Here is a 14,006-nt window from a genome sequence, read left to right as displayed (position 1 = left end):
GTCCCATGAGGATCGGAATCGTCGGAGCCACCGGACAGGTCGGCGGCGTGATGCGGAACATGCTCGCCGAGCGGTCGTTCCCGGTGGAACGGCTGCGGCTCTTCGCCTCGGCCCGCTCGGCCGGGAAGACCCTGGACTGGCAGGGCGAGCAGATCACCGTCGAGGACGCGACCACGGCCGACTACTCCGGTCTGGACGTGGTGCTCTTCTCGGCGGGCGGCGCCACCTCGCGCGCCCTGGCCGAGAAGGTCGCCTCCGCCGGCCCCGTGGTGATCGACAACTCCTCCGCCTGGCGGCTGGACCCCGATGTCCCGCTGGTCGTCGCCGAGGTCAACCCGCACGCCGCCATGCGGCGCCCCAAGGGGATCATCGCCAACCCGAACTGCACCACCATGGCGGCCATGCCCGTGCTGCGCCCGCTGCACGCCGAGGCCGGGCTGTCCTCCCTGGTCGTCTCGACGTACCAGGCGGTGTCCGGCAGCGGCCTCGGCGGAGTCCAGGAGCTGGACGAGCAGATCCGCGAGGCGGCGGGGTCGGCGACGGCGCTGACCCACGACGGTGCGGCCGTGAAGTTCCCCGAGCCGCAGAAGTACGTGCGGCCGATCGCCTTCAACGTGCTGCCGATGGCCGGGTCGGTCGTGGACGACGGGTCCGCCGAGACCGACGAGGAGCAGAAGCTCCGCAACGAGAGCCGGAAGATCCTGGAGATCCCCGGGCTGAAGGTCTCCGGCACCTGCGTCCGGGTCCCCGTCTTCACCGGCCACTCGCTCCAGATCAACGCCCGCTTCGAACGCCCGATCAGCCCGGAGCGCGCCAAGGAGATCCTCGCGGGCGCCCCGGGTGTGACCCTGTCGGAGATCCCCACCCCGCTGCAGGCGGCCGGCCAGGACCCGACCTTCGTCGGCCGCATCCGCGCGGACGAGACGGTGGAGCACGGGCTGGCGCTCTTCTGCTCCAGCGACAACCTGCGCAAGGGCGCGGCGCTCAACGCCGTCCAGATCGCCGAACTGGTGGTCGCCCAGGCGGGCTGATCCCGGCGGGCTGATCCCGGACAGCCGGTCCCGGTCCGTCATGGGCCGGGACCGGTCTTTTCCGGGCTGGTCCGGTCCGTTCCGGGCACCGGGGCCGTCCTTCCGCGACGGCCCCGGAAACCCGCCGGAACCGGGCCCGGCGGCTCCGCAAAACCTGCTGCGATCATGGGGTCCCCCCGTGCGAGGATGGCCGTTCCGTCCGACGAATGGGAGATGCCTACCGTGCCTGGCACGAACCTCACACGGGAGGAGGCGCAGCAGCGGGCGCGCCTCCTGACCACCCACGGTTACGAGATCGAGCTGGACCTGAGCAACGCGCGGGAGCCGGAGGGGGGCACCTTCCGGTCGGTCACCACGGTCCGCTTCGACGCGGCCGAGGAGGGGGCCTCCACCTTCATCGACCTGGTGGCGCCGGCGGTGCGCGAGGTGGTGCTCAACGGCACGGCGCTCGACCCGGCGGAGGTCTTCGCCGACTCGCGGATCGCGCTGCCGTCCCTGGCGGCCGGGCCGAACGAGCTGCGGGTGGTCGCCGACTGCGCGTACACCAACACCGGTGAGGGCCTGCACCGCTTCGTCGACCCGGTGGACCAGCAGGCGTATCTCTACACCCAGTTCGAGGTGCCGGACGCCCGGCGGGTCTTCGCCTGTTTCGAACAGCCCGACCTCAAGGGGACGTTCACGTTCACCGTGACGGCGCCCGAGGGGTGGACGGTCATCTCGGGCGCCCCGCTCGCGGACGGCGCGGAGAAGCCGGCGGACGGCGTCTGGCGGTTCGCCCCGACCCCGCCGCTCTCCACCTACGTCACCGCGCTGATCGCGGGCCCGTACCACAGCGTGCACAGCACCTGGGAGGGCGACGGGCGCTCGGTGCCGCTGGGCGTCTACTGCCGTCCCTCCCTGGCCGAGCACCTGGACGCGGACGCGATCTTCGAGGTCACCCGGCAGGGCTTCGACTGGTTCCAGGAGAAGTTCGACTACCCGTACCCGTTCGAGAAGTACGACCAGCTGTTCGTCCCGGAGTTCAACGCGGGCGCGATGGAGAACGCCGGTGCCGTCACCATCCGCGACCAGTACGTCTTCCGGTCCAAGGTGACCGACGCGGCGTACGAGACGCGCGCCGAGACCATCCTCCACGAGCTGGCCCACATGTGGTTCGGCGATCTCGTCACCATGGAGTGGTGGAACGACCTCTGGCTGAACGAGTCGTTCGCCACCTACACCTCCATCGCCTGCCAGGCGCACGCCCCCGGCTCGAAGTGGCCGCACTCCTGGACCACCTTCGCCAACTCCATGAAGACCTGGGCCTACCGGCAGGACCAGCTGCCGTCCACCCACCCGATCATGGCGGAGATCCGGGACCTCGACGACGTCCTGGTCAACTTCGACGGCATCACGTACGCCAAGGGCGCCTCGGTGCTCAAGCAGCTCGTCGCCTATGTCGGTATGGACGAGTTCTTCCGCGGCGTGCAGACGTACTTCAAGCGGCACGAGTGGGGCAACACCCGCCTCTCCGACCTGCTGGGCGCGCTGGAGGAGACCTCCGGCCGCGATCTGGGGGCCTGGTCGCAGGCGTGGCTGCAGACGGCGGGCATCAACGTCCTGCGCCCCGAGATCGCGGGCGACGGCTCCACGATCACCTCCTTCGCCGTAAGGCAGGAGGCCCCGGCGCTGCCGCTGGGCGCCAAGGCCTCCGTCTCCGGCGAGGCGGGCCCGCCGCTGGGCACGCTGCGGCCGCACCGGATCGCCATCGGCTGCTATGAGCTGCGGGACGGCAAGCTGGTCCGCACCGAGCGGATCGAACTGGACATCGACGGCGAGCTGACCGAGGTGCCGCAGCTGGCGGGGAAGAAGCGCCCCGCCGTGATCCTCCTCAACGACGACGACCTGTCGTACGCCAAGGTGCGGCTCGACCCCGAGTCGCTGGCCGTGGTCACCCAGCACCTCGGCGACTTCACCGAGTCGCTGCCGCGGGCCCTGTGCTGGGCCTCGGCCTGGGACATGACCCGGGACGGCGAGCTGGCCACCCGCGACTACCTGGAACTGGTCCTCTCCGGGATCGGCAAGGAGTCGGACATCGGCGTCGTCCAGTCGCTGCACCGACAGGTGAAGCTGGCCCTGGCGCTGTACGCGGCGCCGTCCTGGCGCGAGCTGGGCCTGGCGCGCTGGAGCGAGGCGGCCCTGGAGCACCTGCGGGCGGCCGAGCCGGGCAGCGACCACCAGCTCGCCTGGGCCCGCGCCTTCGCCGCCACCGCCCGCACGGAGCCCCAGCTCGACCTGGTGCAGGGGCTGCTCGACGGAACGGAGACGATCGGGGGTCTCGTCGTCGACACCGAGCTGCGCTGGACGCTGCTGGAGCGGCTGGCGGCCACCGGCCGGGCGGACGAGCCGGAGATCGCGGCCGAGCTGGAGCGCGACCGCACCTCGGCGGGCGAGCGGCACGCGGCGACCGCGCGGGCGGCCCGGCCGACGGAGGAGGCCAAGGCGGAGGCGTGGGCGTCGGTGGTCGAGTCGGACAAGCTGCCGAACGCACAGCAGGAGGCCGTCATCGGCGGCTTCGTCCAGACCGACCAGCAGGAGCTGCTCGCCCCGTACGCGGCCAAGTACTTCGCCGCGGTGAAGGACGTCTGGGAGTCGCGCAGCCACGAGATGGCGCAGCAGATCGCGGTCGGTCTCTACCCGGCGCTCCAGATCTCCCGGGAGACGCTGGACGCCACGGACGCCTGGCTGGAGTCGGCCGAGCCCTCGCCGGCCCTGCGCCGGCTGGTCACCGAGTCCCGGGCCGGGGTCGAGCGGGCGCTCAAGGCGCAGGCGGCGGATGCGGCCGCCGCTGTCTGAGCCGGCCGGTCCCCGGCCTCCGGCGCCGGAGGGCGCTTCCGCGGGCACTCGGCGGGCACTCCCGCGGCACGGAGAGCGGCGGGCCCGGGCGGTACGTCACGGACGTACCGCCCGGCGCCCGCCGTTCCGCGTTCGCGGCTGCGGACGCAGGCGGCCCCCGGACCAGGGGCGGTTCCGGGGGCGGCGCGCGCCGGGGCGCGGAGTGCGGCGGCGGCTCAGACCTGCCGCTTCTCCTGCTTGCGCGACTTGTCCAGCACCATCACCAGTCCGGCGATGACGAGGAAGGAGAGGACCGGGAGGGCGACGTAGAGACCCAGGGTCTCGCCGACGCTCAGGCCCTGGCCCGGGTCGTCACCGTCGTCGCGCGTCAGGGCGAACGCCGGGGACGACATCAGCAGCATCATCAGCGTCGAACCGGCCATGACGGCACCGGTGCGCAGCACGTTCTTGTTGTCCACGGTGCCAACGTAGCGAACGCCCGGCGGACCCGCGCGGCCGGGGTGCCCCTCACGGCCATCCGGCGGCCCCCGCCCCGTCCGCCGGGGACGCGGCCAGGTGCCCGGCGAGATCGGTCATCAGGGCGTGCAGGCGCGGTGAGGCCGCGAGGTGTTCCAGGGTGACCGGGCGGCCGGTGGCGTCGGCGACGGGCAGCCGCCAGTTGGGATATTCGTCCCAGGTCCCGGGCAGGTTCTGCGGGCGCCGGTCACCGACGCAGTCCGGCAGCCAGACGCCGACCATGCGGGCCGGGGTCCGGCAGAGGAAGCGGTAGACGGCGCGGACCGCCTCCTCCTCGTCGCCCCGTCCCCCGGCCAGCAGGCCCAGTTCGCTGAGCACCGCCAGCCACTCGGCGGTCTCCACCGCGTCCTCGGCCTGTTCCTTGGCGAGCGGGCGGGTCAGCAGGCCCAGCCGGTGCCGCAGTTCGACGTGCTCACCGGTCAGCCGGGCGGCGGTGCTCGGCAGGTCGTGGGTGGTGGCGGTGGCCAGGCAGCCGGCCCGCCAGCGTTCGGGCGGCAGCGGTCGCGGCCGCTGCCGGACGGCGGCGTCGGGGGCCGCGGTGCCGGCGGGGGCCGGGGAGGCCCCGGTACCGGCAGCGGGCGCCTGGGCATCCCGCTCCTCGTAATCGCGTTCGAACCAGAGCACCGATGTGCCGAGCACCCCGCGCTCCGCGAGGGCGTCCCGCATCCCCGGCTCCACCGTGCCCAGGTCCTCGCCGACGACGACAGTCCCGGCCCGGTGCGCCTCCAGGGCGAGCACGCCGAGCATGGCCTCGGTGTCGTAGCGGACGTAGGCGCCCTCGGTCGGCCGGCGGCCCTCGGGGACCCACCAGAGCCGGGAGAGCCCCATGACGTGGTCGATGCGGAGGGCGCCCGCGTGCCGCAGCAGCCCCCGCAGCAGCCCCCGGTACGGGGCGTAGCCGGTGGCGGCGAGGGCGTCGGGGCGCCAGGGCGGCAGGCCCCAGTCCTGCCCGTGCGGGTTGAAGGCGTCGGGGGGCGCGCCGACGGACATCCCGGCGGCGTAGACGTCCTGCCGCGCCCAGACGTCGGCGCCGGAGGGGTGGACCCCGACCGCGAGGTCGTGCACCAGTCCGATGGGCATGCCGGCGTCGAGGGCGGAGCGCTGCGCGGTGCCGAGCTGGCTGTCGGTGAGCCAGGCGAGCCAGCAGTGGAAGTCGACGCGGTCCAGGATCTCGCCGCGGGCACGGGCGGCCTGCGGGGAGCGGGGGTCGCTCAGCCCGTCGGGCCACTGCCGCCAGTCGGGGCCGTGGATCTCGGCGAGGGCGCACCAGGTGGCGTGGTCGTCGAGGGCCTGTCCCTGTTCGGCGAGGAAGGCGCAGTAGGCGGCGCGGCGGCCGGGACCGAGCGGCACCGTGCGCACGAGTTCAAGGGCTTCGCGCTTGAGCCGCCAGACGGCGTCGCGGTCGATGAGCGCTCCCCGGCGCAGGACGCCCTCCCGCAGCGCCTCGGCGCGGGCGGCGACGGCGGCGGCGCGCTCGCGCTCCGGGGCGGGCAGCCGGACGTACTCGGGGACGTCCTCGACGCGTAGGTGCACCGGGTCGGGGAAGCGGCGGGAGGAGGGCCGGTACGGCGACGGGTCCGTGGGGTTGCCGGGTACGGCGGCGTGGAGCGGGTTGAGCTGGAGGAACCCGGTGCCGAGCTCCCGGCCGGACCAGGCCGCGAGCTCGGCCAGGTCGCCGAGGTCGCCCATGCCCCAGGAGCGGGACGAGAGCAGGGAATAGAGCTGTACGAGGAAGCCGTGGGTGCGGCCGGGCGGTTCGGGCATCCGTTCGGGCGCGACGATCAGGACGGCCCGGCCGGACCGGCCGCCGGGTGCCTCCGCGTGAAGCGTGTGGCAGCCGGTCGGCAGGGTCACGGCCGGGCCGGGGTCCCAGTCCAGACTCTGACCGGTCTCGGTGCGGACGCGCAGGGCCGCGTCCTGCGGCAGGCCGGGCAGCGTTCCGGGCCGCGGCGGCCGGCCCGTCGTCACGACGACGGACGGCGGCAGCAGCCGTTCACGCTCGGCCCGTTCCCGCCGGTCCAGGGCGGCGCGCACGGCCCGCGGGGTCGAGGCGTCGACTCCCAGTGCCGCCAGCACGGCGACAACGGTGTCCTCGGGGACCGGGAGCGTACGGCCCGGGGAGGGCTCGTACGACGTCGCGACCCCGTGCAGCGCTGCGAGCCGCGCGCGGCCCATTCAGACCTCCGTGCACTCCAGACCGGCACCCATGCCGGTGGCCGTGGGTTCACTGGTCAGCGGAAGTTCGGTGGCGAGCGCGGGCTCGCTGGTGAGGGGGGTGCTGTCGGGCAGCGGTGGTTCGCTGGTGAGCGGGGGCTCGGAGTATTCGCCGGAGCTGGCGCCGTCGAGACCCGAGTCGATGTCCGTCAGCCCGTCGAGGTCCAGCGGATTGAACGGTTCGACCGGGTCGCCGGGTTTGGAGAGGGTCGAGAGGAGAAGAGCGGATGTGGCCACCTGGGCCTCCGTAGATCGTGGTCGGTACGACACAGCAGCCCTACCCCGCTGGAGCCGGGCCAGACCCAAACGCGGGGCGAACGTGGCTCTCGTCACAATCGCTCCCCGGTGGGTTGATTTCGCGGCCGAACAGCGCTTCCGGCGCAGGGCTTGAAGCCGAAAGGGTAGTCAAGGCGGCGGATTTATTGCGAGAGAAACAAGGGGGGCAGTGGCGGAGTCAACGAAAAAAACGGGACACGACGGGACGAATCCCCCGGCGAGCTCACCAGACGCGGGGCCGCGGACCCCATCCCCACGGCCCCGGACGGGGTGCCACGGCCGCCTCGACCTGCGCGGCCAGCGCCAGCAGCGGGCCCTCGGCCCCGTGCGCGGCGCCGAGCATCATCCCGACGGGCAGCCCCTCGTCCGTCCACTCCACGGGCAGGGAGACCGCGGGCAGACCGGCGATGTTCCAGGGCCCGGTGAACGGGGTGAACGCCACCTGGGCGGCGAAATCGGCCGCCGGGTCGTCGTCGTTCCGCAGCGCCCCCACGGGCGCCGGCAACTGGGCGAGCGTGGGGGTGAGCACGGCGTCGCACCGGGCGACGGCTCCGGCCAGCCGCCGCCCGACCCGCTGCATGGACTCCAGGGCCCGCGCGTAGTCCAGCCCGGTGGCGGCCCGGCCGCGCTCCCGCAGCCAGCGCGTGAGCGGCAGCAGCTCCTCCTCCCGCTCCGCGGGGACGGGCACGAGCGCGGACATCACCGCCCAGACGGGCGTGAAGGTGTCCCGGTCGCCCGGCCGCAGCGGCTGCTCCACGTCCACGACGTCGTGCCCCAGTCCGGCGAGGAGCGCGGACGTCCGCTCGTACGCGGCGAGCACCTCCGGCTCGACGGTGACGCCGGGCACGTCCGGACGGGCCCAGCGGCCGATCCGCAGCCGGCCGGGCGTCCGGTCGCACCAGCGGAGGAAGGGCGTCCCGGGCGCGGCGAGCGGCACCGGGTCCCCGGGCGCCGGGGCCGCCATCACGTCGAGCAGCGCGGCGGCGTCCCGGACGGTACGGGCGAGCGGCCCGGCGGTCGCCAGTCCGCTGATGTCGCCGCCGGGGGCGGGGCTGACCCGGCCCCGGCTCGGCTTGACGCCGACGATGCCGCAGCAGCTCGCGGGGATGCGGATGGAGCCGCCGCCGTCGCTGCCCTGCGCGGCGGGCGCCAGCCCGGCGGCCACGGCGGCCGCGGCGCCCCCGCTGGATCCCCCCGCGCCCCGCGACGGGTCGTGCGGCGAGCGGGCGGGCGGGCCGACCCGGCCCTCGGTGTAGGCGGGCAGCCCGAACTCGGGGGTGTTGGTCTTGCCCAGCAGAACGGTGCCGGCCTCCCGGAGCAGCGCGACGAGCCGCGGTTCCTCGCCCTCCGGGGCGGTGTGCCCGGCGAAGACGGCGGAGCCGTAGGTGCAGCGGACGCCCGGCACGGCGTCGAGGTCCTTGACCGGCAGCGGCACCCCCAGCAGTGGCGGCAGCCCGGCACCGCCGCGCGGACCGCCGCCCTGCGTGCCGCCGCCCGCGGTGCCGCCGTCCGCCGCGTGCCGTGCGAGGAGGCGCTCGGCCCGCCGCGCGCCGTCCAGGGCGCGGTCGGCGGTGACGGTGAGGTAGGCGCCGACGGAAGCGTCCAGGCGTTCGACGCGGCGCAGATAGTGCTCGGCGAGTTCGACCGGGGACAGCTCTCCGTCCCGTACGGCAGCGGCCTGTTCGAGCATCGTCAACTCATGGGGATCCGCCATCCGCCCACTCTAGGACCGGGACGGCGGCAGCTCCCGGACACCGCCCGGCGGAAGACCCTGTATACCCGCCCGGCCCCCGCCAACACCCTGCCATACCTCGCCAATCGGGACATGCGGGGCCCGAACGTTGACACTTCTCCCGGGGCGGTGGTGGGCTCGGTTCCGGTTGCCCGGGGTTCCGCCCCGGCAGGGGCGGGCGGCCGGCAGGTCTGGACAGGGCGAGGAGACAACCGTGCAGTTCCGGCTCACCGGCCCGCTCGGGGGCGGCGCAGACGACGGACGGGGCGATTCACGGCCGGCGGACGGGCCCGCCGGACCGGGCCGGCGGAGCGCCGGGCTGCGCCCCCGCGCCGCCGGGGCCACCGCGCTGGCCGCCGCGATGATCGGCGGGCTCGTCGGAACGGCGCCCTCCGCGGCCGCGGTGCCATCCCCCGCGGGCGACTCGGCCTCCACGGCCGAGGAGCGCAAGAGCGACACCTCCGTACCGTCCGTCTGGCCCCGCCCGCAGGATCTGCGCGCCCGGGGGAAGCCCGTTCGCGTGACCGAGCAGGTCGCACTGGTGTCCGACGACGACGCCGACCCGTACGCGCTCGACGCGCTGCGCGCCCTGCTGCGGTCGGCCGGCGCCCGCAGGGTGCTCGATGTCCGCCCGGGCGGCGAACTGCCGCACGACGCCCTGGTGGTGCGGGCGGACGCGAAGGGCGCGGCGGAGGCACTGCGCGCCCTGCGCGCACCGTCGGCCGGTGATCTGCCGTCCGGCGGCTACCGGCTGGCCGTCGGCCGGACCGGTGGGCGCGACACCGTCGCCCTCACCGGCCGGGGCGGCGACGGCCTCTTCCACGCCGTGCAGACGCTGCGTCAGCTCGTCGTCCCGTCCGGCGACGGTGACGGTGACAGCCGCAGCGGCAGCGACGGCGGTACGGCGGACCGGGCCGGCCGCTCCTTCGCCGGTGTCGTCGTCCGCGACTGGCCGGGCACCGCCGTGCGCGGCGTCACCGAGAGCTTCTACGGCACCCCCTGGACCCGCGAACAGCGGCTGGAGCACCTCGACTTCCTGGGCCGCACCAAGCAGAACCACTACCTCTACGCGGCCGGCGACGACCCGTACCGGCAGAGCCGCTGGCGCGACCCGTACCCGGCCGGGCAGCGCGGCGAGTTCCGCGCGCTCGCCGAACGGGCCCGCGCCAACCATGTGACGCTCGGCTGGGCGGTCTCCCCCGGCCAGGCCCTCTGCTTCTCCTCCGACGACGACCTCAGGGCGCTCACCCGCAAGATCGACGCCATGTGGGCGCTGGGCGTCCGCGCGTTCCAGCTCCAGTTCCAGGACGTGAGCTACAGCGAGTGGCACTGCGACGCGGACGCCGAGCGGTTCGGCTCCGGCCCGGAGGCCGCCGCCAGGGCCCAGGCCCGGGTCGCCAACGCCGTCGCGGAGCATCTCGCCGACCGCCACCCCGGCGCCGCCCCGCTGTCGGTGATGCCCACCGAGTACTACCAGGACGGCACCACCGCCTACCGCAGCGCTCTCGCGGGAGCGCTCCGCCGGGAGGTGGAGGTCGCCTGGACGGGCGTCGGCGTCGTGCCGGAGAAGATCACCGGCGGTCAGCTGGCGGACGCCCGCGAGGCGTTCGGCCACCCCCTCGTCACCGTGGACAACTACCCGGTCAACGACTTCGCGCAGGACCGGCTCTTCCTCGGCCCGTACCGGGGCCGGGAGCCGGGCGTCGCCGTCGGTTCCTCCGCCCTGCTGGCCAACGCCATGGCCCAGCCGACCGCCTCCCGCCTCCCGCTCTTCACGGCGGCCGACTTCTCCTGGAACCCGCGCGGCTACCGGCCGCAGGAGTCCTGGCAGGCTGCCGTCGACGCCCTCGCGGGCCCGGACGCCCGGTCCCGCCGGGCGCTGGGCGTCCTCGCCGCCCACGGCGCCTCCTCCGGGCTGGGCGGCAAGGAGTCGGCGTACCTGCGGCCCCTGATCGACGCGCTGTGGACGGCCCACAGCCGCGGCGACCGCGAGGAGCTGGAGACCGCGGGCGAACGGCTGAGCGAGGCCTTCCGGGTCATGCGCCGCGCGCCGGAGCAGCTTTCCGGTCCGGCCGGCGAGGAACTGGCGGCGGACCGCGAGGCCGGTCCGTGGCTGGCGCAGCTCGCGCGGTACGGCCGTGCGGGCGAGCGCGCCGTGGAGATGCTGCTCGCACAGGCGCGCGGGAACGGCGGGGCGGCCTGGCGGGCGCAGCTGGACCTGCAGCGGCTCCGCAAGGAGATCGCCGCCTCCCCGGCGACCGTCGGCGAGGGCGTGCTCGACCCGTTCCTGAAGAAGGCCGTCGGGCGCGCGGACGCCTGGACGGGCGCCGACCGGGCGCGTCCCCGCGAAGCGGTCACGGAACGCCCCGGGGAACTCCGCGTCGACCTGGGCGGCACCCGCCCGCTGGCCGCGGTGACCGTGCTGTCCGCCCCGGACCGGGACACCGAAGCGGTCGTGGAGGCCCGTGTGCCCGGCGAGGGCTGGCGGAGCCTGGGGCGGCTGTCCGGAGAGGGCTGGACGCAGCTCGGCGCGGAGGACGTCCGCGCGGACACCGTGCGGCTGACCTGGCCGCGCGGCGGCCGGTCCCCGGAGGTGCGGGGCGTGGTGCCGTGGTTCGCCGACCTGCCGGACGCGCGGCTGGACCTGGCGCGCGGGGAGACGGACGTCACGATCGGCGGCGAGGAGAAGATCCCGGTCGAACTGACGGCGGAACGCCCCGCGGACGTGCGCGGCCGGCTGGTCGCCACGTCCCCCGAGGGCATCGAGGTGAAGGTTCCGCAGGGCGTCACCGTGCGGCGGGGCACGAAGACCGAGGTGCCGGTGACGGTCTCCGTCCCGGAGGACACCCCGGCGGGTTCGTACGAGGTGCCGTTCGATTTTGCGGGCGAGAAGCGGACCCTGACCGTACGGGCGTTCCCCGAGACCGGCGGCCCGGATCTGGCGCGCGGCGCCACGGCCACCTCCTCGGGCGACGAGACCGCCGACTTCCCGGCCCCGGCGGCCGTCGACGGCGACCCGGCGACCCGCTGGTCCTCCACGGCCGAGGACAACGCCTGGTTCCAGATCGAGCTGGACCGTCCGGCCCGGGTCGGCCAGGTGGTGCTGCACTGGCAGGACGCTTACGCGGCCCGCTACCGCGTCCAGGTCTCGGCCGACGGGCGCGTCTGGCGGGACGCGGCGGCCGTGCGGGACGGCCGGGGCGGCCGGGAGTCGGTGCGGATGGACGCGCCGGACACCCGGTTCATCCGCGTCCAGGGCGAGAAGCGCGCCACCCGGTACGGCTACTCGCTGTTCTCCGTGGAGGCGTACGCGGTCGGACGCTGAGTCCCGGCGCGCCCGCGCCGTCCGGCAGCCGCCCCGGCGCCCCGCGCACGAGCGGTGACCGCCCCGCTCCTCCGCGGCGTACCGGGGCGGGACCGGGCGGCCCGGCAGGCGCAAGAGGGCCCGGATCTAGGCGGATATGCCGTCGATCCGGGCCATCGCGTCCTCGGCGCCGTAGGGCTGCAGATAGGGCAGCCAGCGTGGGTCCCGATGCCCGGTGCCGATGATGCGCCAGGCCAGCCCGGAGGGTGGGGCGGGCTGGTGCCGGAGCCGCCACCCCAGCTCGGAGACGTGCCGGTCCGCCTTGACGTGGTTGCAGCGCCGGCAGGCGGCGACCACGTTCTCCCAGGAGTGCTGGCCGCCGCGGCTGCGCGGGATGACGTGGTCCACGCTCGTCGCGGTGGCGCCGCAGTAGGCGCAGCGCCCGCCGTCCCGGGCGAACAGGGCCCGCCGGGTGAGCGGGACGGGCCCGCGGTAGGGCACCCGTACGAAGCGCTTCAGGCGGACGACGCTGGGCGCCGGGACCGTCTGGGTGGCGCTGTGCATCAGGGCGCCGGAGTCCTCGAGGCTGACCGCCTTGCCGTTGAGGACGAGCACGAGGGCGCGGCGGAGCGGTACGACGCCGAGCGGCTCGTACGACGCGTTGAGGACCAGGACATGCGGCACGGTGCCTCCTTGTACGCCGGCGACGCGTGGCTCGCGCCGGGACGATCTGCAGACAGTTTCCCCTCAGCCCAGGTGATGGCGCCACCAGGTCCGCGTAACGCATCAGGAGTGTTTTCGACCACACGGGGTTCTTGCCCCGCAGGAAGAGCTCTCTCCCTCGAACGGAACGAACAGGTGGACCGCCCCGTCCCGTTAGTCTGGTTGGTCTGCCGGCCGGACCGTCCGGTGCCACCGGGCGGCCGGGTCGTTCACGGAGGGTTTCGCTGTGTTGTCCAGGTTTCTCGCCGATGCCACGCCTCCCGCCGCGCCGACGCTCCGCGAGGCACAGGAGAACGCCGGCCAGGCGGCCGGATGGGTGGAGGAGAACTGGTCCGTCTGGCTGGGCGCGGGGCTGCGCATCCTGCTGATCATGGTGGTCGCCTTCGTCCTGCGCTCCGTCGTCCGGCGGACCATCACCAAGTTCATCGCCCGGATGAACCGCGGCTCCCAGGCCACCGAAGGTCTTCCGCTGCGCGGTCTGCTGGTGAACGCCGAGCGGCGGCGCCAGCGCTCCGAGGCGATCGGCTCGGTGCTGCGCAGCGTCACCTCGTTCGTCATCCTCGGCACGGCGGCCCTGACGGTGCTGTCGGTGCTGAACATCAATCTGGCGCCGCTCCTCGCCAGCGCCGGCGTGGCCGGCATCGCTCTGGGCTTCGGCGCGCGCAACCTCGTCACCGACTTCCTCTCCGGGGTCTTCATGATCCTGGAGGACCAGTACGGCGTGGGCGACGTGGTCGACGCGGGCGTCGCCAGCGGCGAGGTGATCGAGGTCGGCCTGCGCGTGACCAAGCTGCGCGGCGACGAGGGCGAGATCTGGTACGTCCGCAATGGCGAGATCAAGCGGATCGGCAACAAGAGCCAGGGCTGGGCCACCGCCTCCGTGGACGTTCATCTGCGGCCCGAGGAGGACCTGGAGAAGGCCCGCCGGACGATCGCGGAGGCCGGTGAGCGGATGGCCGCCGAGGAGCCGTGGAGCGAGCGGCTGTGGGGCCCCGTCGAGGTGCTGGGCCTGGAGTCGATGACCCTGGAGTCCGTGGTGATCCGCACCTCGGCCAGGACCATGCCGGGCAAGCGGCTCGGGGTGGAGCGGGAACTGCGCTGGCGCATCAAACACGCTTTCGACGGGGCGGGCATCCGGATCGTCGGCGCCGAACCCGAGCCGGCGGACGGGGCTCCGCGGCCGGATCCGCTGGCGGGCGTGGCGCCACCGTCGGCCCTGGCCAGCTCCACCTCACCGCAGTCCGTCAACGCCTCGCCGCTGCCGCAGAACCCGCAGACCGCCTCGCCCTCCCCGGCGTCCGGCCCTCACCTGTCCAAGTAACGGCCCGCACAGCGGCCCGGTTCGGGCCGGTCACCGGCCCCGCCGGGGAAGGGA

The 14,006-nt window shown here is 74.6% G+C and carries 9 protein-coding genes; 4 read left to right on the top strand and 5 right to left on the bottom strand.

The features are described 5' to 3' along the window. Window positions 1-5: 5 nt before the first annotated feature. Both E4N63_RS22090 and pepN read left to right on the top strand, forming a co-directional pair. Window positions 6-1,031: an aspartate-semialdehyde dehydrogenase gene (locus E4N63_RS22090; RefSeq protein WP_125621928.1), complete on the top strand. Its 1,026-nt coding sequence runs from the start codon at window positions 6-8 to the stop codon at window positions 1,029-1,031. 222 nt (window positions 1,032-1,253) lie between these two features. After that, window positions 1,254-3,866: an aminopeptidase N gene (gene pepN, locus E4N63_RS22085; protein WP_230241536.1), complete on the top strand. Its 2,613-nt coding sequence runs from the start codon at window positions 1,254-1,256 to the stop codon at window positions 3,864-3,866. A 215-nt stretch (window positions 3,867-4,081) separates the two neighbouring features. On the opposite strand, the gene E4N63_RS22080 is transcribed toward pepN, so the two are convergent. The 4 genes from E4N63_RS22080 to E4N63_RS22065 all read right to left on the bottom strand — a co-directional run bounded on the left by E4N63_RS22080 (window position 4,082) and on the right by E4N63_RS22065 (window position 8,586). Next, complete coding sequence (locus tag E4N63_RS22080; RefSeq protein WP_125621932.1) at window positions 4,082-4,324, bottom strand: hypothetical protein; 243 nt, start codon at window positions 4,322-4,324, stop codon at window positions 4,082-4,084. A 49-nt stretch (window positions 4,325-4,373) separates the two neighbouring features. Next, complete coding sequence (gene malQ / locus E4N63_RS22075; RefSeq protein ID WP_374112812.1) at window positions 4,374-6,557, bottom strand: 4-alpha-glucanotransferase; 2,184 nt, start codon at window positions 6,555-6,557, stop codon at window positions 4,374-4,376. Continuing rightward, window positions 6,558-6,833, bottom strand: coding sequence for a hypothetical protein (locus tag E4N63_RS22070; protein WP_185831070.1), 276 nt, complete (start codon window positions 6,831-6,833; stop codon window positions 6,558-6,560). Between the two features lie 262 nt (window positions 6,834-7,095). Then, window positions 7,096-8,586, bottom strand: coding sequence for an amidase (locus tag E4N63_RS22065; RefSeq protein WP_230241535.1), 1,491 nt, complete (start codon window positions 8,584-8,586; stop codon window positions 7,096-7,098). Window positions 8,587-8,965: 379 nt separating this feature from the next. On the opposite strand from E4N63_RS22065, the gene E4N63_RS22060 reads away from it, so the two are divergent. Beyond that, complete coding sequence (locus tag E4N63_RS22060; protein ID WP_230242595.1) at window positions 8,966-11,929, top strand: beta-N-acetylglucosaminidase domain-containing protein; 2,964 nt, start codon at window positions 8,966-8,968, stop codon at window positions 11,927-11,929. A 126-nt stretch (window positions 11,930-12,055) separates the two neighbouring features. Here the strand turns inward: E4N63_RS22060 and E4N63_RS22055 are convergent, their stop codons facing one another. After that, the gene (locus E4N63_RS22055) at window positions 12,056-12,592 is read right to left on the bottom strand and encodes an HNH endonuclease (protein WP_019709022.1); all 537 of its coding nucleotides are present in this window, start codon (window positions 12,590-12,592) and stop codon (window positions 12,056-12,058) included. A gap of 265 nt (window positions 12,593-12,857) precedes the next feature. On the opposite strand from E4N63_RS22055, the gene E4N63_RS22050 reads away from it, so the two are divergent. After that, on the top strand, window positions 12,858-13,952 hold the full coding sequence (locus E4N63_RS22050; protein WP_125621938.1) for a mechanosensitive ion channel family protein: 1,095 nt from the start codon (window positions 12,858-12,860) through the stop codon (window positions 13,950-13,952). Window positions 13,953-14,006: the final 54 nt, after the last annotated feature.

It is taken from the genome of Streptomyces sp. MNU89 (genome assembly GCF_020982505.1).
GTDB lineage: Bacteria > Actinomycetota > Actinomycetes > Streptomycetales > Streptomycetaceae > Streptomyces > Streptomyces xinghaiensis.
The sequence above is the reverse complement of the archived record's forward strand: the minus strand, read 5'-3'. Positions and strand labels throughout refer to the sequence as shown.

Bases quoted from the DNA above. Each gene is read 5' to 3' on its own strand.
- E4N63_RS22090 (WP_125621928.1), top strand. From the start codon at position 6: ATGAGGATCGGAATCGTCGGAGCCACCGGACAGGTCGGCGGCGTGATG.
- malQ (WP_374112812.1), bottom strand. From the start codon at position 6,557: ATGGGCCGCGCGCGGCTCGCAGCGCTGCACGGGGTCGCGACGTCGTAC.
- E4N63_RS22065 (WP_230241535.1), bottom strand. From the start codon at position 8,586: ATGGCGGATCCCCATGAGTTGACGATGCTCGAACAGGCCGCTGCCGTA.
- E4N63_RS22060 (WP_230242595.1), top strand. From the start codon at position 8,966: ATGATCGGCGGGCTCGTCGGAACGGCGCCCTCCGCGGCCGCGGTGCCA.